Origin of the sequence: Sulfidibacter corallicola (genome assembly GCF_017498545.1) — a bacterium.
In the GTDB taxonomy this organism is placed as follows: Bacteria; Acidobacteriota; Holophagae; order Acanthopleuribacterales; family Acanthopleuribacteraceae; genus Sulfidibacter; species Sulfidibacter corallicola.
Window position 1 is genome coordinate 7,456,026 of the sequence record NZ_CP071793.1, and the last position, 24,631, is coordinate 7,480,656.

The 24,631-nt window shown below is 60.8% G+C and carries 10 protein-coding genes; 5 read left to right on the forward strand and 5 right to left on the reverse strand.

All coding sequences use genetic code 11. The features are described from left to right. Nucleotides 1-127: 127 nt before the first annotated feature. Nucleotides 128-3,277, reverse strand: coding sequence for a CRTAC1 family protein (locus J3U87_RS22970; protein ID WP_237378111.1), 3,150 nt, complete (start codon nt 3,275-3,277; stop codon nt 128-130). A 412-nt stretch (nt 3,278-3,689) separates the two neighbouring features. Continuing rightward, nucleotides 3,690-4,910: an ankyrin repeat domain-containing protein gene (locus J3U87_RS22975; protein WP_237378112.1), complete on the reverse strand. Its 1,221-nt coding sequence runs from the start codon at nt 4,908-4,910 to the stop codon at nt 3,690-3,692. Here J3U87_RS22975 and J3U87_RS22980 point away from each other — a divergent pair. The 4 genes from J3U87_RS22980 to J3U87_RS22995 all read left to right on the forward strand — a co-directional run bounded on the left by J3U87_RS22980 (nt 4,909) and on the right by J3U87_RS22995 (nt 18,113). Then, nucleotides 4,909-5,142 (forward strand): hypothetical protein, encoded by a 234-nt coding sequence (locus J3U87_RS22980; RefSeq protein ID WP_237378114.1) that lies wholly within the window; start codon nt 4,909-4,911, stop codon nt 5,140-5,142. The genes J3U87_RS22975 and J3U87_RS22980 overlap by 2 nt on opposite strands. 189 nt (nt 5,143-5,331) lie before the next feature. Beyond that, nucleotides 5,332-15,552 carry an SdrD B-like domain-containing protein gene (locus J3U87_RS22985; protein WP_237378115.1) on the forward strand — a complete coding sequence of 3,407 codons (10,221 nt, stop codon included), beginning with the start codon at nt 5,332-5,334 and terminating at the stop codon, nt 15,550-15,552. A gap of 538 nt (nt 15,553-16,090) precedes the next feature. Next, nucleotides 16,091-16,654, forward strand: coding sequence for a cytochrome c nitrite reductase small subunit (gene nrfH, locus J3U87_RS22990; protein WP_237378116.1), 564 nt, complete (start codon nt 16,091-16,093; stop codon nt 16,652-16,654). Nucleotides 16,655-16,676: 22 nt separating this feature from the next. After that, nucleotides 16,677-18,113, forward strand: coding sequence for an ammonia-forming cytochrome c nitrite reductase subunit c552 (locus J3U87_RS22995; protein WP_237378117.1), 1,437 nt, complete (start codon nt 16,677-16,679; stop codon nt 18,111-18,113). Between the two features lie 147 nt (nt 18,114-18,260). On the opposite strand, the gene J3U87_RS23000 is transcribed toward J3U87_RS22995, so the two are convergent. After that, on the reverse strand, nt 18,261-18,836 hold the full coding sequence (locus tag J3U87_RS23000) for an ECF-type sigma factor (protein ID WP_237378118.1): 576 nt from the start codon (nt 18,834-18,836) through the stop codon (nt 18,261-18,263). Nucleotides 18,837-19,817: 981 nt separating this feature from the next. Between J3U87_RS23000 and J3U87_RS23005 the strand changes: the two genes are divergently transcribed. Continuing rightward, nucleotides 19,818-22,034, forward strand: a complete 2,217-nt coding sequence (locus J3U87_RS23005; protein WP_237378119.1) for a carbohydrate binding family 9 domain-containing protein — start codon at nt 19,818-19,820, stop codon at nt 22,032-22,034. A 690-nt stretch (nt 22,035-22,724) separates the two neighbouring features. Here the strand turns inward: J3U87_RS23005 and J3U87_RS23010 are convergent. Together J3U87_RS23010 and J3U87_RS23015 are read right to left on the reverse strand one after the other, a co-directional pair. Next, nucleotides 22,725-23,444 (reverse strand): LytR/AlgR family response regulator transcription factor, encoded by a 720-nt coding sequence (locus J3U87_RS23010; RefSeq protein WP_237378123.1) that lies wholly within the window; start codon nt 23,442-23,444, stop codon nt 22,725-22,727. After that, entirely contained in the window at nt 23,441-24,619 is a 1,179-nt protein-coding gene (locus J3U87_RS23015) for a sensor histidine kinase (RefSeq protein ID WP_237378124.1), read from the reverse strand. Before J3U87_RS23015 ends, J3U87_RS23010 begins: the two co-directional genes overlap by 4 nt. Between the last annotated feature and the right edge of the window lie 12 nt (nt 24,620-24,631).

A 24,631-nucleotide genomic window follows, 5' to 3' on the forward strand; every position in this document is an offset into this window, starting at 1 on the left:
CGGGGAGATGGTTCTGATAAATTGGTATTTTCGGAAAGAGGTGAGTTTATTCTATGACTATTTTCGTTTATTTTCTCGATGAATTTCTTCGATTGCGATCTCAGTGTTTTCGCCGAAAGGTGCAGCGTTAAAACCGCTTGGCCCCGGCGTTTTGATCGATGGTGTAGGCGGCGTTCGCCTGGAGTTTGGGATGGTTCGTCGTTTCCCCGTTGGGCCAATGAATGGTGACGTCCACCTCTTTCGCCGAACCGAGACCCATATGCTGCTGTTTGGGATGAACCGAAAGGTAGCCGATACTTCCGTGGACTTCCCGCCAAAACACCTGGCCGTCGGCCGTTTTGGCCAGGATCCGGGCACCGATGGCGTCGCGATTCGTCTTTTTGGCCGGATCGCCCACCAGTTGGATTTTCAGCCAATTGCCCTTCAACTGTTCGGCGTTGTTGCGGTAGAACACCGCGGTCCCGTGGTAGTTGTGCAGCGCGATGTCCAGGTCGCCGTCGCTGTCGTAGTCCAGGTAGGCCGCGCTGCGGGAGTTCCCGAGCAAATCCACGCCGCTGCGTTTCGATTCGTTGACCAGCTTGCCGCCCTGGTTGACGAAGAACACGTTGGTTTCCATGGGGCTTACCGGGATGTGGACATCGGCTTTCGCGTTGTCGTCGGGGTCGGTGTAGTATGGGTTTTCCGAGGAATAGACGAAGTATTCGTTCATGCCGTTGAGGCAGTACAGGTCGTCGTCGCCGTCGTTGTCGAAATCGAAGAAATCCGCGTCCCATGACCAGCCGGTCGACGAATAACCCCGGCCCACGGCATCCGACAATCGGTAGCCCGCCAGTTTGCCGTCCTTGGTGTGGGACATGAAGAGGTCGTTGGCCTCGACCACCCGCATGTTGGCCAGCTTCTTGGGGTTGAATTTCATCGTGGTGTCTTCGCTCGGCATCACGTATTTCTCGTCCTTGTTCATGGTCACTATGTTGGAAATGTAGATGTCGGGGTGAAGGTCGCGATTGAGATCGGCGATGCCCACGTTCATGGTGTAGGACGGTTTGTTCGTGCCCAAATCGGCGGAAACGTCGAGGAAGGTGCCGTCGCCGAGATTGCGGTAATAGGCGTTGACCCCGAAATCGTTGCCCACGATCAGGTCTTGCCAGCCGTCCGAATCGAAGTCCGTATGGGACACGGCCTGGGTCCATCCGGTATTGTCCAGGCCGCTGCCGTCCGTGACGTCCTCGAAACGGAATCCACCGACGTTGCGGAAGAGCTTGTTGGGGAGACCGTTGGTGTTGCGGCGCTTCAGCGTGGGTAGAATGCTGCGGAGATAGTCGCCGAAATAACCGATGTAGACGTCCAGCAGGCCGTCGCGATCGAAATCGAAAACCGTCGCCGGTCCGGCGACCAGGCCTTTGCCGCCCAGTCCGCAGTCGGCGGTCACGTCGGTGAAGGTACCGTCCCCTTTGTTGCGGTAGAGGCGGTGGGCGTCGTCCACGTAGATGACGAGGATGTCCTGGTGGCCGTCATTGTCGAAATCGGCGATCAAGGGTTGCCGTGCCTCGCCCGGATGTCCATCCTCGGGGCGCCGCCAATCGAGCCCTGCCGAACGGGTGACGTCCACGAACCGCTTGCCGCGATCGTTGTGGTAGAGCTTGTTGCCGGTACCGCTCAGGAACAGGAGATCGGGCAGGCCGTCGCCGTCGAAATCCTCGGCGGCGACCCCGGATCCGCCGAAGGCGGGCGGGATGGTCAAGTTGCCGACGCCTTTGTCCTTGTGCAGGAAACTGCGGAGGAGGCGGCTCAGCCAGTCCGAGCTGCGGTGGTCGACCGCGATGCCCACCGCGGGTGTGACGTCGGTAAAAAAGTGCCCCTTCGTCGATGTTTCGCCATTGCCGCTGGAGACGATTTCGCCGGTGGTGATCTTTTCCGGAACCACCGCGGCATGGGCGTCGATCTTGGCCTGAATGCGGCGCAGCGCCTTTTCGATGTGACTCGGTGCCAACCGCTCGGCCTTTTCTTCCTTGGCCGTCTGCCCGGCCACACGCAGGATCAGCACGCCGAACTGGGCGATGTTCTCGGCCAACAGTTCACCGGCGAAGGGATCCGGTTCCAGGGTTCCGGCGAACTCGGGATTCTCGATCGCATATTGCAGGTAGCGCCAATGAACGCCGCTGTCGCGAAAGGCGTCCATGTCGTAGGATTCGATCGTGATCCGTTCCGCCGCGGGCAGGTTGGGGAAAAAGATCGCGTCCTCGTATTCGTTGATTCGATGCGGTACGAACGTTTGCATGAACGTCGCCACATCCTCGACGCGAATCAGGTCGTGACGGTTCCGGCTGGCCAGCTTCTCCGAGCCCAACATGCTGTCGGCGGCGAATTGAACCATCGCCTGGGTGAACCATTCCTGGAAGATCTTGCCCTGCTTCTCGTCGTCCGGCCAACGGTGACGGGCGAAATAAACCTGCAGGTTGCGCACGAAGACCGGCATGGAAATGTGGTTGTAAGCCTTGTAGGAGGCCACTTTCTGTTCGACGATCCGCTTGATCAGGGCAAACTTCGGCAGGGGGGTGCCCCGCGATTCGGCCGGTGCGGCGGCGACCGGAGGCGCCGCGGCGGGTTGGCCGTCGGTGGGCGGTGCCAAACGTTGCCAAGCCTTCTCGAAGTCGTCCGCGGAGACCTCGTACCTGTCCGCGCCGCGGGCGGCCGCATCGGCCAACTGGAGCGCGATCAGGGTGTAGATGTCCAAAAAGTCCTTGAAGGCCGCGACCGCGTCCTGCGTCAACGGCGGCAGGTTCAGGGCCTGCAACATGTTTTCCTGTTGCACGGCCAAGAGGGCGCGCAGCGCGTAGGCCACACTGGAATACTGGCGTTTGTCGCGGCTGGTCAAGGCGAGCTTCACGCCGTCGGGAAGGGTGACGACCCAGTCGCCGTTGGGTTGGGCCGACTTGGGCAGGGCCCGTTCGAGCACGCTCTTCAGAAGGTCGGCCCCGACTTGCTGTTTGTTTTCGCGCCGAGCGACCTCAGCCGCTTCGTTCCAGATGTTGCGGATCAACTGTTTCTGTAGGTCGATCTTTTTGACGCGGGCTCCGTCGTTCAGGGGGGTGCCGTACATGAAATTTTCAAGGCGGGTGGCCGTGGCGTAGCACTTCGGATCACGATCGCTTTCCAATTGGTTGATCTGATCCATGATGACCTCGACCCCGTTGGTTTCGGTCGCCGGGGTCTGTTCGCCCGCCGTCGCCTGTATGGCGAGCATCAACATAATAATAAGCCACTTTCCAAGGGTCATCGGGTCCTCACTCTCTTTCGATTTCCTTCGTGGGAAACCGGGTGATACGCGTTTTTCGATTTGGCTGACAAACACCATTTTAGAAACTCGTGCGCCAAGTCGCAAATACCTGTCGCTTTTACCGGTTTGCACCGTGAAATGCGTCTCATCCTCTGGATGACGGGGAGGCGTTACCAGGTCGTCTTCGCACGAGTCTTGGTGGGTTGGGGCTCGAAAGGATCATGAAATCGAGATCGTTACACAGGGGAAGCTAAAACGGGATTGTGGAGGAAATTTGGAGATCGAGCACAAAACGGGGAGCGAAGGAGGCCGGAGAGTTTGTCCGTTTCGCGGAGGGCCGATCCTGGATAACCCGGAGCCGTCGGTCGGGGCCAACCGGGAGGAGCGGCATTTCCGGGCGAATCCGCTCGACTCAGCTTTCTTTGGCGGTTCCCGGTGCGCGGCCGTTTCCTTGTTCCTCGATGTGGGCGGCCAGGGCTTCGTGCCCGTGGTAGCGAGCCCATCCGCTGGGGACGTCGCGATAGGTGGCGTCGCGAACCGCTGGATCGGCACCCCGTGCCAACAGCCAATCGACCATGTCGCGATGTCCGGCCATGGCGGCCTTGTGAAGGGGCGTGTGGCGGTAGCCCGAGACTTCGCGGCCGTTGACGTCGAACCCCAGGCGCACCAGAAGGGCCGCGGACCGGCGCAGGTTTCGCCCCGCGACCTGATGGAAAATCTCGCGATCGCCATCACTCAGTTCGGCAACCAGGCCCGGGTGAGTGGCCAGCAAGGCCTCGATGCCCTCGACGTCCTCGTTCAGGCAGGCCCCCAGGAAACGATCGGTGGGCGTCGCTTCGGTGGCGGCACCGGCGTTCGCCAGGATTTCGGCGATGTCGTATTCCCCATGCCGGAGCGCCGCGCGATAGAGCGTCCATCCTTCACCGGAGTCGGCATTGGGATCGGCGCCGTGGCGCAACAGGAATTCGACGCGCGCGACAAGGCCGACCTTGGCCGCATGACAGAGTAGGTAGTCCAGGGTCCTCATCGGGTTTTCGCGGGTCCAGTTCACGCGATGCGAGGGGTTCAAACCGAATTCCAGCATCAACTCGATACAGGCCTCTCCCGGCGATTGCATCCAGTTGTAGAGTGCCTGGCCGTCGTTGGGATCGGCGCCGTGACGCAATAGCAGCCGCGCGATGTCGAAGCCGTCCGGCAGCGGCGGCAGCCGATCCGGGCCGCGTTCGCCGTTGCCCAAGGCGCCCGTCACCGCTGTGAACACGTAGGTGTCGCCCCACAGCCAATGGACGTTCGGGTTGGCGCCTTGATCAAGGAGAAAGGCCACCACCCCCTTACGATCTTGAACGACACCGTCCCAGGCGACTCGGCCGTAGGTCGCGTAGAGCAGCGGCTCCCAGGAAAAAGGGCCGCCCTTGGCGTCGAGCAGCTCCGGGTGTTCGGCCAATCGCCGGCGCACCGCCGCCAAGTGCCCCGTCGCTGCGGCGGTGTACAGATCGGCCTCGGCCAAGCCCGCATGGCGATCCAGTAACGCGGTGGCATGCCGCCATTTTTCGGGTCCGTCCGATTCGTGATAGTTCAGGCAAGCGTGACGCAGGTACTCCGTCACGATGTCGTCGGTGGGTGTTGTCACCATGGATACCTCGATTCGATGTCTTTGGGAATTCTCCGGCATTTTCCCACAAGGGGTGCCCTTCCTTCCAGGTTCCCGCCCACCGCGCCGAAGCCGCGAGAACACCAGCCGGCTCGTCGCCGAGGATGGTTTTTTCATTCGTGTCAATCTGCGTGATTCGTGGGCGGACTTTTTTGCCGAAGATGAGCCGGAAGCTGAATGGACCCTTCTAAAGCTCGCCTCCAACCCCACGTAAATAGAAGGAAGTTCCCTATTGATCCAAGCCTCGGTTACAATGGAGGTTAACCAAATCCATAGAAAGCCAAGGGTAGCCCGAGTCGACGAGGCGGACTATCGAAATTACGCATTGCGCGCAAACGGTCGATGAGCCTGCAACGGATTCCGGATCCCGACGATCAGCGATGATGAGGTTGGAGAGGCGAACATGTTTTATACCAAGAGTTTTCCCACAGTGCTAATAGGGTTATTTTTGGCGTCGGTGCTGGGGTCGACCTGGAGTTTTTCCGGGACCATCGGCGTGGCCAAAGACGTGGATACCGTCGGTCGTAGCGTGCAGTACACCATTTATGTAGAGAACCTGGGTACGGACGATTTGACCAATCTTTCGATTCCCGACAACCTGGACGCGGTTTTCGGCGCCGGAAATTATTTCATCGCCACCGCACCGGCACTGATTTCCGGTCCCGGGACAGTGGTTCCCAACGCCTCGTTCGACGGCAGTGCCGATCCGGAGCTGATCGGTTCCGGATCGTTGCTGGTCGGCGAGTTGGCCCGCATCGAATTCGAAGTCGAGATCACCACGTTTTCGGATCAAGGTAACGGGCTGGGGATCTATCACAACCAAGTCACCGCCACCGCCGACGACACCATGATGATGATGGTGTCCGACCTTTCCGATTGGGGTACGGATCCCGATCCCAATGGAAACGGCAATCCCGGCGACGCCGGTGAGGACGATGTCACCGTGGCCGCGCCCACCGAGAACCCCGTCATCGGCATCGCCAAGAACACGATCATCAGCGGCAACTCGGTCACGATCGACTTCTATTTGGAAGCCTTCGGCAACGTCAATCTCACCACCGTTTCCGTCCTGGATGACCTGGACGCGGTCTTCGGAGCCGGTAATTACTCCATTACCACCGCACCGATGGCCGTTTCCGGGGCCTTGGTCGCCAACCCCAGTTTCGACGGTTCCGGTGATCAGGAGCTGATCCAAAGCGGCACGCTCGCCACGGGCGCGACCGCCCAGATCCAAGTGGTCGTCAACGTGGACAACGTGGTCGATCTGGGCAGCGGCCTGGGGGTCTATTCGAACCAGGTCACCGCCACCGGGATGACGGCCAACATGAACGATACCTCAGACCTCTCCGACAACGGCGTCGATCCCGATCCCGACGGCAACGGGAGCCCCAACACCCTCGGTGAGAACGATCCCACCCCCATCGTGCTCGGCGAAGAACCGGCCCTGGGTCTGGCCATCGACGCCGCGGTGGTCGGCAGCGTGGTGAACCTGAACCTGTACCTGGAAAACCTGGGCAACACCGATCTGAGCGGGCTTTCCCTTCCCTTGGATTTCAACACGGTCTTCGGCACCGGGAATTGGTTCATCAGCACGGATCCCGCATTTGTGGACGATCCCGGGACCATGACGCTCGACGTCAACTTCGATGGCAATTTCACGACGGAACTCGTCGACACGGGCAGCCTGAGCAGCGGCGATACGGCGCAAATCAGCATGTCGGTCACGATTCTCCAAATCTCCGACCAGGGCTCGGGCACGGGGATCTATTCGCTGAGCACCACCGTCTCCGGTACCGCGCCCGGCGGGGCGGTGGCCCAGGACACGTCCGACGACGGGACCGATCCCGACCCCAACGCCAACGGGAACCCGGACGAAGCCGGTGAAAACGATCCGACCGCCATCACGGTCGCCGAAATCGCGTCGATCGGCCTCGCCGTAGAGTACGAGGACGGTGGGCTTTTGGGCGGCACCGTGCCCCAGGTGCTCCTGCGCTACAAGGTGACCAACTACGGCAATGTGCGCATTTCCAACGTCAGCATCACCCAGGACCTGAACGCGGTATACGGTGCCGGAAACTTCCAGCATGTGGAAGATCCCACCCACGAGGGGGGCCCCGAAAACTTCAATTACAACACCGCGTTCAACGGAAACAGCAACACGGCGCTGCTGAACGGCGGTAGCTTCATCGATCCCGCCGAAACCATCACCTTCACGATTTTCCACCGGGTTCTCAACGTCACCGATCAGGGCAACGGTCTTGGCATCTTCCACGCCCAGGCCACGCTTCTCGGCACCGATCCCGGCGCCAATCCCGTGTCGGATCTCTCCCAGGAAGGCACCGATCCCGATCCCGACGCCAACGGGGATCCCTCGAACAACGGCGACGTGACGGTGATCAACGTGAACTTGGTGACGTCCTTCGGGGCGGCGCTCGACGTTTCCGTGGCGGCCAACGTGATCACGTTCGATGTCTACGTCGAAAACCTGGGCACCTTGGCGATGAACCAAATCGCGTTGGCGCTGAATGTGGACAACGTCTTCGGAACGGACAATTACACCATCAGCCAGGCGCCGTTCTTCGTGGACGATCCGGGGACCATGGAGTTGGGGACCTGGAACGGGTTGACCAACGATCCGTTCTTCGACATTCCCGTGAGCAGCCTGGCGGCGGGCGATACGGCCCAGGTGCGGTTCCAGATCACCGTGTCGAACGTCGTCAACGCCCAGGGTCTCGGTCTCGGCAACTATTCTCTTCAAGGGACGATCAACGGTATCTCCAGCCAGGGACTCCAGTTCGTGGATCTCACCGATTTCGGTACCGATCCCGACCCCAACGGCAACGGTTTCGCCAACGAAGCCGGTGAACAAGACGCGACGACCTTCACCATTCCGGTCGACAATCCGATCGGTGTGGCCCTGGATGCGGCGGTGGCCGGCTTCGACATCACCATCGACCTCTATCTCGAGAATCTGGGCGCATCCAATCACAGTGCGGTCGATGCCGTGCTGGATCTGGACGCGGCCTTCGGTGCCGGTAACTACACGATCACCACGCCCCCGGCCTTCATCGCCGACCCGGGGACCTTGACCCTCGACGGTGCCTTCGACGGGTCGGGCAACAGTTCCCTGCTACAGCCGGGGACTTCCACCCTGGCTGGGGCCGCCACGGCACAGATCCAATTGGTCGTTCGCGTGGATACTGAATCCGATCAGGGTAGCGGTTTCGGGATCTACTCGATCCAGGCTACCGCCCTCGGTACCCAGCCCAGCGGCATCATCGTGTCCGACACGTCCGACGACGGCACCGACCCAGACCCCAACGCCAACGGCGATCCCGGCGAAGCGGGCGAAGAGGATGCCACCACAGTCGTCATCGTCGGCAATCCCGCGATCGGCATCTCCAAAAAGGCGATCGTGAGCGGAACCCTGGTGACCCTCGAGTTCACGGTCGAGAACCTGGGTGATTCCACGCTGTCCAGTGTGATCATGGAAGATCCGCTGAACCCGGTGTTCGGCAGCGGCAACTACTCGGTAACCAGCCAGCCGACGCTCGTGAGCGGCGCCACCGGGCTGATCCTCTCCACTCAATTTTTCGGATTCAGCGTCTTCGATGTCGTGATCGGCGGCGGTCAATTGCGGCCGGGCGAAAGCACGCTCTTCAGGGTCCAGGTCAACGTCACCAGCGTGACGGACCAGGGCAACGGACTCGGCGTCTATCACAATTCGGTCACGGTCACGGCCAACGATCCCGGCGGCAACCCCGTCTCCGACATTTCCGACGACGGCAGTGATCCCGATCCCAACGGCAACGGCAACCCCGGCGATGCGGGCGAGGACGACACCACGATCATCACGATCGGTGACGAAGCGGTCCTCGGTGTGGCGCTGGACGTGAACGTGACCGGCCAACAGGTGACCTTCGATTATTACCTGGAGAATTTCGGGGGCAGCGCCCTCAGCTCCCTGGCCCTGCCGAACGATCTGGATGCGGTGTTCGGTGCGGGCAACTACGCCCTCAACGGCATGGCCACCCTGGTCGACGATCCCGGGACGATCGTCCTCGAGGCGGGCTTCGACGGCTCCGGAACGACCGCGATCATCGGCGCCGGCAGCACCTTGGCGTCCCTCGACACGGCCCAGATCCGCCTCGTCGTCGACGTCACCAACGTGGCCGATGTGGGCAATGGGTTCGGCCTCTACCAGAACCAGGTCACCGCTTCGGGGGCGGCCCCGTTGGGGACGCTCACCCAGGACGTCTCCGACGACGGTACCGATCCCGACCCCAATGGGAGCGGGTTCCCCAACGATGCCGAAGAGAACGATCCCTCGAGCTTCAGCGTGGGGTTCACCTCGGTCGGCGCGGCTCTGGACGTCACGGTCAACGGCAGTTTGGTGACGTTCGACTATGCCGTCGAGAATTTGGGCACCACGGCCTTCGCGGCCGTCACCATCAGCGACAACTACGACGACATCTTCGGGGCCGGCAACTACGTCATCGACACGGTGCCCACCATGTTCACCGTGATTCGCAACTGGTTTCCCAACGAGGACTTCGACGGTTCGAGCGATACGTCCGTCACCGCTTCCGGCGGAATTCCGCCCAGCGTCACCGAGATCATGCGGGTCGTGGTGGAAGTCCGCACCTTGGCCGACATGGGTTCGGGACTGGGCGTCTACAACAACCAGTTCACCGTCAATGCCGATGCCGAAATGGACCTCTCCGACGATGGGACCAACCCCGATACCAGCGGCAACGGGCTCGCCAACGACGCGGGTGAAGACGACCCGTCGAGCTTCACGGTCTCCGAAGATCCCGTGATCGGGGCGGCGCTTTCCGCTTCCGTTTCCGGCAGTGTGGTGACTTTCGATCACTACCTGGAAAGCTTCGGCAACGTGGACCTCTCCTCCGTCTCCCTGCTTCACGACCTGAATGCCGCGTTCGGTGCGGGCAACTACAGCATCAGTTCGGCGCCCGTGTTTCTCGACGACCCGGGTACCCTGACGCTCAACGGTTCGTTCGACGGCAACACCCAAACGGATCTGTTCTCCAGCGGCACCCTCGCCCTGCGGGACACCGCCCGAATCCGGTTCGCCGTGACGGTCACCAACGTCACCGATCAAGGATCCGGCCTGGGCATGTACAGCAGCCAGGCGACCGCTTCGGCCCAGGGGCCCTCCGGCGGCATGACCTCCGACACGTCCGACTCGGGTACGGATCCCGACCCCGACGCGGATGAAAATCCCGACGAGACGGACGAAAACGACGCGACCACCTTCACGGTCAACGAAGATCCGGTCATCGGCCTGGCGGAGCAAGTGTCCGTCATGGATGCGCAGGTGACCTTCACCTTCACGCTCGAGAACTTCGGCAACGTCCAGCTCGGCACCTTCTCGCTGAGCAAGGACCTCGACACCCTTTTCGGCGCCGGCAATTACAGCGTCGACACCGGCCCGACTTTCACGACCGATCCGGGCACCCTCACCCTGAACGCGGGCTTCGACGGCAGCGGCACGACCGGCCTGATCAGCTCCGGAACCTTGGCCGCCGGAGGGCTGGCGGTCTTCACCGTGGTGATCGACCTGAACTTCATCATCGATGCCGGTTCGGGTATCGGCGCCTTCTCCGACCAGTCGACCGTCAATGCGGACGGCCTGGGCGGCGGCATGACGTCGGATCTCTCCGATTCGGGTACCGATCCCGATCCCAACGGCAACAGCGATCCTACCGAAGCGGGCGAAAACGATGCGACGACCTTCAACGTCATGCCGGCGACCATCGGCGACTTCGTCTGGAACGACTTGAACGGAGACGGCGTGCAGGACGTTGGTGAACCGGGCCTTTCGGGGGTGACGGTCTTCATCGACGCCAACAGCAACGGCAGCCTCGATGGCGGTGAGCTTTCCGATACGACCGACGTCAGTGGCGGTTACGACATCACCGGCCTCGTGGCCGGAACCTACAGTGTGCGCGTGGACCTGACCACGGTGACCATGGGATTCACGCTCACCGGCGGCACCAATCCCAACTCGGCGACCATCACCACGGGTGAGGATTTCAACACGGCCGACTTCGGCTTCCAGCAACAGGACGCGTCGATCGGCGATTTCGTGTGGAACGATTTGAACGGGGACGGCGTGCAGGACGCTGGCGAACCGGGCCTCTCGGGCGTGAGGATCTTCCTGGACCTGAACAGCAACGGAAGTTTCGACGGCGGTGAGCCGAACAACATGTCCGGTGCCGGCGGTGCCTATGACATCACGAACCTGGCGACGGGCACCTACCAGGTCCGCTTCGATTCGGCCACCGTCACCGCGGGATTCGTGCAAACCGGTGGTATGAATCCGTTCTCGGTCAATTTGGCGGCCGGCGAGGATCACAACAACGCCGACTTCGGCTTCCAACAGCAGGACGCGTCGATCGGCGATTTCGTGTGGAACGATTTGAATGGCGACGGCGTGCAGGACGGTGGCGAACCGGGCCTTTCGGGCGTGACGGTCTTCCTGGATCTGAACAGCAACGCGGCCCTCGACGGCGGCGAGCCGAGCGATACCACCGATGCCGGTGGTGCCTACGACATCACGGCCTTGGCCACCGGTACCTACTCGGTGCGCATCGACGGCACCACGGTACCGGCCGGGTTCGTGCAGACGGGTGGAACCCTCCCGCAAAGCGTCCCGCTCGCCGCGGGTGAGGACTTCAACACGGCCGACTTCGGTTACCAACAGCAGGATGCGACCATCGGTGATTTCGTGTGGAACGATCTGAACGGGGACGGGGTGCAGGATGCCGGAGAACCGGGCATTTCGGGTGTGACCGTCTTTCTGGACCTGAACAGCAACGGAAGCCTCGACGGCGGTGAACCCAGCGACACCACCGACGCCGGTGGCGGCTACGACATCACCAACCTGGCGACGGGCACCTACAGTGTTCGGGTCCAATCCAGCACCATTCCCACCGGGTTCGTGCTGACAGGCGGCACGAATCCCGTTTCGGTCAATCTGGCCGCGGGTGAAGACCACAACAACGCCGATTTCGGCTTCCAGCAACAGGATGCCCGCATTGGTGACTTCGTGTGGAACGATCTGAACGGGGATGGCGTGCAGGATGGCGGCGAACCGGGCCTGTCCGGTGTGACCGTCTTTCTGGACCTGAACAGCAACGGCACGTTCGACGGCGGCGAACCGAGCGATACCTCCGGCGCCGGGGGCGCCTACGACATCGAGAACTTGGCGACGGGCACCTATCAGGTCCGCGTCGATTCCACGAGCGTCCCGACCGGGTTCGTTCAGACCGGCGGATCGAATCCCTTCTCGGTTTCCCTGGCGGCGGGTGAAGACCACAACGCCGCGGATTTCGGGTTCCAACAGCAGGACGCCAGCATCGGCGACTTCATCTGGAACGACCTCAACGGCGATGGCGTGCAGGACGCTGGGGAACCGGGCATCTCGGGCGTGACGGTGTTCCTGGACCTGAACAGCAATGCCGCTTTGGACGGTGGCGAGCCGAGCGATACCTCCGATGCCGGCGGCGCCTACGACATCACCGACCTCGCCACGGGTACCTATCAGGTTCGCTTCGACACCGCCACGGTGCCCACCGGATTCGTGCAGACGGGTGGAACCGTGCCCCAGGCCGTGTCGCTCGCGGCGGGTGAGGACTTCAACACGGCCGACTTCGGCTTCCAACAACAGGATGCGACCATCGGCGATTTCGTTTGGAACGACCAGAACGGGGACGGCGTGCAGGATGCCGGCGAACCGGGCCTGGCCGGGTTGACGGTGTTCCTGGACCTGAACAGCAACGGCACCCTCGACGGCGGTGAACCTTCCCAAACGACGAACGCCAACGGCGGCTACGACTTCACCGACCTGGCCACGGGCACCTACTCGGTTCGCGTGGATACTTCTTCGGTCGGCACCGGGTTCATCCTCACGGGCGGGGTCAATCCGCTGCCGGTAAATCTCGCGGCGGGCGAAGACTTCAACGATGCCGACTTCGGCTATCAATTACAGAACGCCAGCGTCGGCGACTTCATCTGGAACGACCTGAACGGCGACGGCGTGCAGGATGCCGGGGAACCGGGTCTGGCAGGCGTGCGGGTCTACCTCGATTTGAACGAGAACGGGGTCATCGACGGGGGTGAACCCGAAGCCACCGCCGACGGTTCCGGCAATTACGACATCACCAACCTGGCTCCGGGAACCTACGCGCTTCGCATCGTGCCCAGCAGCATTCCGCCCGGGTTCGTACTCACCGGCGGGACCGAGCCGCTGCCCGTGACGATCACCACCAGCGAAGATTTCAACGATGCCGACCTCGGTTTTCAACAACAAGACGCCAGCATCGGCGATTTCGTCTGGAACGACCTGAACGGCGATGGCGTGCAGGACGGTGGTGAACCGGGTCTCTCCGGGGTGACCGTCTTCATCGACGCCAACGAGAACGGTGTTCTGGATGGCGGTGAGACGAGCACCGCGACGGACGGCGACGGCTTGTACGACTTCACCGATCTGGCCGCCGGCACCTATCGCATCCAAGTGGACGAAAGCACCGTGACCACGGGCTTCGGGTTGTCCGGTGGGACCAATCCCGCCATCGTGAATCTCGCGGCTGGCCAGGACTACGACGATGCGGACTTCGGCTTCCAGCAGCAGGACGCGAGCATTGGCGATTTCGTCTGGAACGACCTGGATGGAGACGGCGTGCAGGACGGCGGGGAACCGGGCCTGTCGGGATTGACGGTGTTCCTCGACCTCAACAGCAACGGAACGCCCGATGCCGGCGAACCGAGCGATGTGACGGACGCGAGCGGCGCCTACGACATCCAGAACCTCGGGTTGGGTACCTACTCCGTGCGTTTGGACGAGAGCGGCTTCACGGCCGGCTTCGTTCAGACCGGCGGCACCAACCCCGTGTCGGTGACCATCGCGGCCGGTGAAGACTTCAACGATGCCGATTTCGGCTTCCGGCAAATCGACGCATCCATCGGGGACTTCGTCTGGAACGACCTGAACGGCGACGGCGTGCAGGATGCCGGTGAACCCGGCTTCGCCGGCATGACGGTCTTTTTCGACGACAACGAAAACGGCAGCTTTGACGGCGGCGAGACCTCGACCGTCACGGATGGCGATGGCCGCTACAATTTCATGGACCTGCCGGAAGGCACCTACCGGGTGATGTTGGACGAGAGCGGCTTCACGGCCCGGTTCGTTCAAACGGCCGGCACCAATCCGCAAGTCATCACGCTGACACCGGGCGAAGCCAACATCGGTGTGGATTTCGGCTTCCAGCAACAGGACGCCAGCCTGGCCGGCCTCGTCTGGAACGACCTGGACGGGAACGGCGTGCAGGACACCGGTGAGCCGGGATTCGAGGCCTTGACGGTCTTCCTGGACGACAACGCCAACGGCACCCTGGACGGGGGAGAGGCCTCCACCACGACGGATGCGGACGGCAACTACACGTTCATCGAGTTGCCCGAAGGCACCTATCGCGTCATGGTGGACGAGAGCGGGTTCACAGCCGGCTTCGCCAACACCACGATCGGCAACCCCATCGTCGTGACCCTCACGCCCGGTGAGACCCGCGACGATGTGGACTTCGGTTGGCAACAGGCGGACGGTGTCATCGGCGGTACCGTCTTCAACGACCTGGACGGCAATCAGATGCAGGACCCCGGCGAGACCGCCTTCGCCAACGTCACCTTGGATCTCTATCGCACCTCGGACCTCGTCCCGGGCATCGGCCCCGTTTTCATCGGAACCGCGACGACCGACGCCGGCGGTGCCTTCCAGTTCGACACGCTCATCAGGGGCAACTACCTGATCGACGTGACCGACGTGAACAGTGTGCTCGACGGCTTCATTCCGACCTTCCCGAACGATGTCTTGTCCGTGGAACTGGGCAAAGGCGAAGAGATCGCGGACCTGCTCCTGGGATACTGCGAATTGCCGACGATCGTGCTGCAACCCCAGGATCAGGAGCTCTGTATCACCACCGGCTTCACGCTCGCGGTCCAGGCGACCAGTTCGGACGCCCTGACCTACCAGTGGCGCAAGGACGGCATGGACCTTCCGGGCGAGACCGGCACGGAGCTCACGGTCGCGTCGGCGGATTTGGATGATTCCGGCGAATACGTCTGCGTCGTCTCCGACGGATGCGGCGACGTCACGTCGGATGTCGCCACCGTCACCGTGTCGCCACTGGGCGTGACCCTGACCCCGTACCGGGCGCAGGGTGTCGTTCCGATGACCTTGACGGCGGATATCACCTGTTCCATCCCGCCGCTTTCCTGGATTTGGACCGATCTCGACAGCGGCATGGACTTCGGCGAGGACGAGAATCCCGTCACCTTGGACGCGATCCTCACGGAGACCACCGCCTTCGAGATCACGGTGAACGACGACCTCGGCGATCCGGCTTCGGCGACCCAGACGATCTTGGTCTCCCTTGATCCGCTGTTCCTCGACCTCAACGAGGACGGCTGCAGCGACATCCGCGACATGTGGGCCTTGGCCGAGATCTGGGTGACGGAGGGCAGCGATCCCAACGGCGACGAAGTCATCGACATCCTCGATTTCTTCTACATCAACATCGAGGGGATCGGCACCTGCGGCGAATGATCGTCGATCCATGGGCGTCGAGGTTGACCTCGGCGCCCGCGGGTTCGCCATCCGAAGTCAGGGCCTTTCGTGAGGGCTTGTAAAGGTCCTTTTGCAGCCCGAGTGGCGATGACTGTGACAGTTCGGTGCCTGCTCTCGAGCGGTTGCCCGTGCTCCAGGGTCAATTTCTCTAGGGAGTCCCCGCCCAGATCGGGGGCCGGGTTTCAAGTGGGTAACCATGGTCCTGCTTTTCCAGGTTTCGATCATTCCTGCCTTCCTGATCAAGATTTGGCGACAGCAAGACCCTACTCAGATTGAATGCACCTCTTTGTTTCAAGAGAGGGAATGCTCGCGTGACTTCTCGGAGCGCCGGAATCGCTTGCGGGAAGGGCCTGGAGAACCGTGTGGGGATCGTCTCAACGCGTTTTGTTTTAATATTTTGGGTCATCTCCACTTCCCGAATCGCACACTTTGGGTATAATACATCCGAACCCGTGAACAATTAGGAACCATTTGATCAGTCGAGTCGTGCTTTGCGTGCACCCATGAGGTGGAAACGATGTCTTCTTCGGTCAACGTGTTCAGTATATTGGCAGTATTGTCCGTGGCCGTGGTGGGTATCAGCTTGGGCACCGGGCTTTACACCTTCAAGTATGCCGAGGGGGGCTCCTATTTCAGCAAGGACCCCGAGGCCTGTGTCAATTGCCACATCATGCGACCCCAGTTCGATAGCTGGCAGAAATCCAGTCACAAAGCCACAGCCACGTGCGTGGATTGCCACCTTCCCCACGATTTCGTCGGCAAGTACATCGCCAAGGCCGAAAACGGCTGGAACCACTCGAAAGCCTTCACTTTGCAAGACTTTCACGAACCCATCATGATCAATGAAAAGAACAGCCAAATATTGCAGGACAACTGCATCGATTGCCATCGCGACCTAACCCACGCACAAGTAGGCCTCAACCCTATTTCAGAAATCGATCACGAAATGACCGGCCAATTTACCTGTGTACACTGTCATCCCGGGGTGGGTCACGGTGAACGGGCCGGTTTGGGTGTTTTGGACGAGTATCGGGGGCGTGCCGGTCTCGAGCGGCTCAAAGAGAAACTGAAGACCGAATAATTGCCGGATGAGGGAGTCATCGATGGCGGAACACAACAGCAGCGGATGGTTGACCAGCAAGAAATTTTTGTTTTTTGTGCTTGTTGCGGGCGCGGCGGTCGGCGGTTTGGTAACCGCGCTGCTCGTCAACGTGTTTGAACGCAAAGTGGAAGCGCAACAGTCTTACGTTCAGTTGGTCGAGGTGACCGAGGACGATACCGATCCTGCCAAGTGGGGGCAAAACTGGCCGCGCCAGTACGATTCCTACAAGAAAACCGCGATTTCCACCCGAACCCGTTTTGGGGGCCACGGCGGCTCCGAAGCGCTGCCCGAGCAGAAGATCGAGCGCGACCCCTGGCTGAGACGCATGTTCCTGGGTTACGCCTTTGCCATCGACTATCGCGATCGGCGCGGCCACGCCTACATGCTCGTCGACCAGGAGGAAACGGAACGCCAGACGAAACCACAGTCCGGATCCTGCCTGCACTGTCACGCCTCGGTCATGCCGCTCTATCGGAAGCTGGGCGACGGCGACGCCATGAAGGGCTTCACCGGTACCCACGCCATATCCTACAAGGACCTCAGCGCCATGCTGCACGAGACCGGTGAGGCGCATCCGGTCTCGTGTGTGGATTGCCATGAGCCTGGAACCATGGTCCTTCGCGTCACGCGACCGGGCTTTATCAACGGCATTCAGGCCCTGGCCAATTCCGACGCCGAAGTTCCCCACCTGCCCTCGATCCAGGAGTGGCGCAAGGGCGACCGAAGCACGCCGTACGATCCCAACACCATGGCCACGCGCACCGAAATGCGCTCGTATTCCTGCGGCCAATGCCACGTGGAGTACTACTGCTCTTCGGATTTTCCGCTGACCTTCCCCTGGGGCAAGGGGATGAACGTCGAACAGCAAGAGGCCTTTTGGGATGAAACCAAGCTGTCGAACGGGGAACGTTTCTACGATTACAAGCACAAGGAAACCGGTGCCGAAATCCTCAAGGCGCAACACCCCGAATTCGAGCTCTGGAGCCAGGGCATTCACGCCCGCAGCGGTGTTTCCTGCGCCGATTGCCACATGCCCTACATGCGCGATGGGGCCACCAAGGTCAGCGATCACTGGGTGCGTTCGCCGTTGCTCAACGTCAACCGCGCCTGCCAAACCTGCCACCACTTCTCCGAGCAGGAGATCCTGGCGCGCGTCGACGTCATTCAGGACCGCAACCATAAGTTGCTGCAAAACGGCGGCAAGGCCATCATCGCGTTGATCGATGCCATCCTTGCGGCCAAGGAAGCGGGTGCGAGCGACGAGCAACTGCATGCCGCCCGCGAATTCCAACGCAAGGCACAATGGCGACTGGACTTCATCGCGGCCGAGAACTCGATGGGGTTCCACGCGCCGCAGGAAGCCGCCAGGATTCTGGGCGAGGCCTCCGACCTGGCCCGCCAGGGTGTCGTGGCCGCCATGAACTGGGAGTCCTATTGACGAGAACCCACCTGGAAACACCGGTTTTTTGAATTGGTTTCTCGAAACCGGTGTCCACATCCACCAGGACGGCGACCTTTGGCGAAGGCGCATCGTTGCGGGAGAGCTCTCCCGCAACGATATCTCCCATGACACGCGTCGCCCATGTCAGGAGCCAGCTTCGGGTGAGCCTTCCTGTTGTTTCAACTTTCTGTAAATCCAAGATTTGGCGATTTTGAGATCTTTGTAGATCTTGGTCTCCGAAATGCCCAGAAGTTCGGCGATTTCCGATTTCTTGAAGCCGACGAAATAGCTCAGGCCCAAAACCTTGGCGAGATGGGGATGGATCGCCTCCAGTTGTTCGAGCGCTTCGTTCAGCGCCGCGAAGTCGGTTTCCATCGGCGGGACGTCGCTCCAGTCCTGAAAGGTGACTTTCAGGACCTCGCCGCCGCGCTTTTTTGCATTGGCCGCCTCGGCATAGTTCAAAATGATTTGGCGCATGGCCACGGCCGCATACCCCAGCAGATTCCGCCGATCGACGTACTGGTGATTGCCTCCGAACAGCTTCATGTAGGCCTCGTTCACCAGCGCGGTGGGCGATAGGGTGTGGTTCCTGCGGCGTACCTGGGCCCTGGCGAGGCGATGAAGCTCGTCGTAGAGCAATTCCAAAACGCGACCGCGGGCCTCGCTGTCGCCCTGGTTGCTCTGTGCCAACAATTGCGTGATCGCCGTGACGTCGTCCAAATTATCGCTCCTGATGCAGTCCCGATCCAGGCCGTATCGTGGGAGATCACCACAATGCGGGATGAGGTTTCCTGGCCTCGAATCTTAATAAAATAGCAGAAGACTTTCTAACTGAAAAATGACAATGGCACGGTAATTCACGCCGTAGCATATGGATCCTGTTTCAGAGAAATATCCCTGGTTCTGTGAGCGGATACGCAAGGTGCCTCGAACTCGCCTACAAGGCCGATGTCGGAGGAATTTTCGCCGGAGATCGATGTGGCTGCGGGTGTTCACCACAAAATGGCTGGGGAAGCTCGGTCTCCTATGCAGGAAAGAAAGGCTTGAGGAGATTCTTCATGGGGGAAGGGATGTTTACGTATGAGCTTTTCTAAGCCACAGATCGGCTGAGAAGACAAAGTCTCCCTAGGCAAGGAAGAGACACTTGAACGGTTTCCTGGAATCGGGATATTTTGCCCACGAATCACTCGACTTACACGAATCAAAGGATTTCCATGGAATGATTCTCGCGGTGCCGCCGACCTTTCAAAAAATCGGGAACACGGGATCCAAGGATGATTGATTCATTCGTGTGAACTCTCTTGAAACAAAGTGGTGCGTTCAACCTGAGCTGGGCCTTGCCGTGGCCAAATCTTGATCAGGAAGACAGGAATGATAGAAACCAGGAAAAGCAGGGCCATGATGTGTCACCAAATGCCGATCCGTTCCTGGATTCCGATGTTCCTGGGTTCCTGCTAAATTTTTCGGATGAACGTCTGCAGCGTTTTCCGGTAAAACGGTGTCGTACTCGGGACGGTGGTCTTTTTCGATGCACATGGGACAATTCATCAGCCACGAGCCTCCCCCGGTCGCGCTATGGCGGGCTCCCTCGGGTTGGCGTTCAGGGTGAGCCATTCGCCCGTCTCGCCCGTATACCATTGATAATCGACGCCAATCACAACCCACTGATTTCCAGGGAGGAACCTCATGTTGGAGGTTTTCTTGTTTCTTTGTTTGGGAGTGGACGCAAGTCACACGGAGGATCCTCCAAAACTCGCCGATTCCTTTCATATCGAGCGCACCAGCGGGACCATCGACATCGATGGCGATCTGTCCGACGAGGGATGGCAGGGCGCACGGCCGATCGAAGGCTGGGTGGAAACCAATCCCGGCGACAACGTGCGTCCCAAGGTGCGCAACCAAGGGTATCTGACCTACGACGACAAGTACCTCTATGCCGGCTTTCGCTTTTTCGACCCCAATCCCAAGGGGATTCGCGCACCGGTCGGCGATCGCGACAACGTGCCCTCCTACACCGACTACGGCGGCGTCATTCTGGACACCGACAACGACGGCCGGTCGGCGCGAATGTTCCTGGCCAATCCGCGCGGCATCCAATACGACGCCATCTCCAACGACGCCTCGGGCGAGGACTCCTCACCGGACTTCTATTGGGAGTCCAAGGCCCGAATCACCAAGGACGGTTGGGTGCTGGAAATCAAGATCCCTTTTGCCTCCTTGCGTTACGACCGGGCGGACCCGCAAACCTGGGGAATCATGCTGTACCGCAACTGGCCGCGCGATTTTCGATACCAGATGTTCACCTCCCGATTGCCGCGGGATCGAAGCTGTTTCATCTGCAACGTCAAACCGCTCGAGGGCCTGCGTAAGCTGCCCCAGGGTGGGAACCTGGTGCTGGCGCCCTTCGTCTCGGCGGTCGAAGAATCTGCGCCGGAAGGCGAATTGGGCACGCCACTCGATGCCGAGGACCCCGATTACGAGCCGGGCCTGGACGTGAAGTGGATACCCAACCAAAACCTGGCTTTGGACCTGACGATCAACCCGGACTTTTCCCAGGTGGAATCGGATACGGCCCAGATTTCGGCGAACGAGCGCTTCGCCCTGTTCTTCCCCGAAAAGCGACCCTTCTTCCTGGAAGGCATCGATTTGTTCTCCACGCCGGTACAGGCCGTCTATACCCGCACCATGACCGCTCCCAAGTGGGGTTCCCGTGCCACCGGTCGCTATGGCCGTACCGCTTTCACGGCCCTTGTCGGCCAGGATCGCGGCGGCGGATTGACCATCATTCCCGGCGCCAACAGTTCGTCGCTGGTGGATCAGGACTACGCCTCGGACGTGGCCATTGCCCGGGTTCGGCGTGACATGGGCGAATCGTTCGCGAGTTTTTTGATGACCCACCGCAAGACCGATATCGGTGGACGCAATACGGTGCTGGGCCCCGATTTTCAGTGGCGACCCACCGACTCCGACCAAATCACCGCCCAGTACCTCTACAGTCTGGGCAAGACGCCCGACCAACCGGAATTGACCGACGAATTCGACGGTCGCTCGCTTTCCGGGCATGGCGCCGAAATCGAATGGGAGCACGAAACCAGCACGGTGGATTGGGAGCTGGAATACAGCGATTTCTCCGAGGAGTTCCGGGCCGACAATGGGTTCGTTCCCCAGGTGGACTACCGCAAGGGTTTTGGCGAGGTCGGTTACACCTTTCGGTTCAAGGACCGCTTCATTCACCGCTTGCGCATCTACAGTTTCGGCGATTACAGTGCCGACCTCGACGGCCGCCTGCTGACCCAGTTGTTTTCCGCCGGGTGCGGCATGAGCGGACGCTATAACTCGTTCATGCGCTACCGTTATGCTCGAGAGGAAGTGCGCGCGGGCGTCGAGACCTTCGTGCGCGACCAGTTTTTCTTCACCGTGGAATTCTCACCGGGTGGTTTGCTGTCGTCGGTGTACCTCTACGGCTTCGCCGGGGACGAGGTCGACTTCGCCAACGCCCGCCTGGGCAAGGGCCTGACATCGGAGTTGGAAGTGACTTTTCGTCCGGGCAACGCCCTCCAGGTGGAGTTCGACGGCAACTACCGCTACCTGGACGTGGACGACGATTTGGGTGTCGACCGACGCCTGTTCACCGCCTGGGTCGCCCGCCTGCGGGGGACCTATTTCTTCAACGCGCGGTCCTATTTCCGCCTGATCGGCCAGCGGGTCGAAACCGAGCGGGATCCGTTGCTCTACACCGACGAAGTCAGCGAGAAGATCGGCCACTTCACCGGCTCCGCGCTGCTGGCCTACAAGCTGAACTGGCAATCGGTGGTGTTCCTGGGCTACGGCGACGATCGCGAGCTGTCGGAGCTGAACCGGTACGAGAAAAGCGGCCGTCAGGTTTTTTTGAAGGTCTCTTACGCCTACCAGCGCTGAGACCGCGAGCTCTGTAATCGATCGTCGATCGAGGTTGGCGATCCGCTTCGGTGGAATCGCCAGCCCTCGCCCGAAGCCAACCTGCCCGAAGTGCCCGAATGCCGAGAGATTCGTCGTGTTCGGTAGGTTCAGCAGGGGCGGTAAGCCCGCCGGTTTAACTTGCCGAAGCGACCCATAATCAGAGTTCCAGCATGTTTTGAGAGTCGGCACCGCAGTAGGTTGGCCGGCCCGGCCGACTTTTCGAAGTGATCCAGGCAACGGTTTTTTAGGAAGCCCAAGAGCGAAGCCACTCACTCCGTATCACGTCCATGTCGAAGTACGTTGCCTCCATAGTTCCCGCATGCCGAGAGAGACGTCGTCGCAGTAGGTTGGCCGGCCCGGCCGACTTTTCGAAGCGATCAAAGTCGCGCAGATCCGAAACGCCAAGGAGCGAAGCACCCAAATGTAAGCAGGGGGCATTCGGAATGCGTTGGGGGTAGGTCCAAAATGCCCATCCTTGCCTGGTTCCCTGAGTTTCGGGTTTTCAGGAGAATGACCCATGGCTCCTGGCCAGAATCGGAATAGGTGGTTCTTTCCCGAAATCGGCCGGGATTGCCCGCTGGTCCGCGACTCTTTCGATGGCTGGTTCCTGGATTGGGAAGGGCGACCTGGGCGAGGGCTGCGGGCTCCAAGTCCCGTTTCGCGGGGCAACTAAAAAAGCGTTTTGAGCTGGCGGGCGTAGCGGCGGCTCATGCTCAGCGGTTCCGCCAAGTTTTTCATGAAGACCTGGTAGCTGTAATTGGCGGATTTTTCGATGCGCTCGATATGCGCCACGTTCACGATCGTCGAGCGGTGGACTCGGACGAAACTCTTCGGGGGAAGCCGCTTTTCCCAATCGGCGAGGGATTTGAGGATCATGACGCTCTGGCCGTCCTCGGTGAGAATGCGGGCATAGGGGGTTTCGGCCACGATGCAGACGATGTGTTGGACCTTGAGGAAGTGCTTTCGATGGCCCGACTCCGCCAGAATGTGGTCTTCACAGGCCAAAGCGCCGCCCTCTTTCGACGGCCGCGCTCCGGTCTGGATGCGCCTGATCGTCTTCTTCAGGCGGGCCATTCGCACCGGTTTGAGCAGATAATCCAGGGCGTTGACTTCGAAGGCCCGAATGGCAAACGCATCGTAGGCGGTCACGAAGGCCACCTGAATCGCGGGATCGATGCGTTCCAGGACCGAAAATCCCGACTCGCCCGCCAGTTGAATATCCAAAAAAACCAGATCCGGCCTCAGATCGCCGATGATGGCGACCGCGCCCTGCACGTCCTCGGCCTCGCCGATCACCTGGTTGCCCGGGCATTGCTCCAGCATCCGCCGCAGTTGGCTTCGGGCCAACCGTTCGTCGTCCACGATGATCGAGCGCAGCGGCTTCGTCATGGCGGTGATCCCGGGTTGCCGATGGAAATCCGGGCGCGGACCCAGCCGTCCGCCTCGCGAACGGTGAAGCGGTGCCCATCGGGATAGCTGAACTTCAGGCGTTCCCGAACATTGCGCAATCCAAGCCCCGTGCTTTGCCCCCACTCATCGTCTTTGGTCGCCTCCGGGTCGACCCACCGCCCCGAATTGGCGACCTCGATGTGAAGTGTGTCCTCGCGGAGCACGGCGGAAAGCGACAGGCGCAGCGGCTTGGGGCTGGTCTTCATCCCGTACTTGACCGCGTTCTCCAACAGGGGGTGGAGCAGGAACGCGGGCAACAAGCATGACGCCGTTTCGGGTTCGATCTCGAAACGCCACACGAGTTTGTCTTCGAAGCGGATTTTTTCGACGGCCAGATAGCTGCGCAGGGTGTCGATTTCATCGCGCAGGGTGACCTGGCTGACGGCTTCGCGGAGCAGCGAGCTCCGCAGGAAATCCGACAGCTCTTCCACCACTTCTCCCGCCGATTCGGGGTTTTCGTGAATTAGGGACCGGATCGAGTTCAGGGAATTGAACAGGAAATGGGGGTTGAGCTGGTAGCGAAGCATTTGGAGCTGAGCTTCCCGGGCCAGGGCCTCCGACCGGAGCAGGCCCTGTTTGTGGACCTCGACGTCGAGCCAGTATCTGGTGCCGAAATACAAGGCGCTCCAGGCCAGAAAGACCATCGAATAATCGAAGGCCAACTTGAGGTACATGGAGGGACCCGAGACCGCGAGATCGGGGATGAGCCTGGGCAGCAAGGCGACCTTGAAGCCGAACATGAGGGCCAGGCCGCATCCGACCGAGCAGATCGCACCGATGGCTCCAAGGGTCAGGTAGGAACGGGAACGGGCCCAGAGCCGGCGATACAGGAGGTGCAGCAGCAGGGTCATGGAGAAAGCCATCGTCACGCGCACCATCTCCGCGAGCAGGATCCTGGCCGGGCCGATGTACATGCCCATGTAGGTGTTCAATGCCAGGAGCCGTGCCAAATACGACCCGAGCCCGTACAGGCCCCAGCCCAGGAATTGCGCCTTCCAGAAGAGGGTCGCCCGGTCGGCCGTCCAGCGTTCGGCAAGGGTGGCTTCGCCCGGCCAGCTTGGCGGGCCTGTGCGCGGGGGCGCTCGGTTGAATTCGAAACGATCGGCGTCTGGCATGAAAAGCATTCT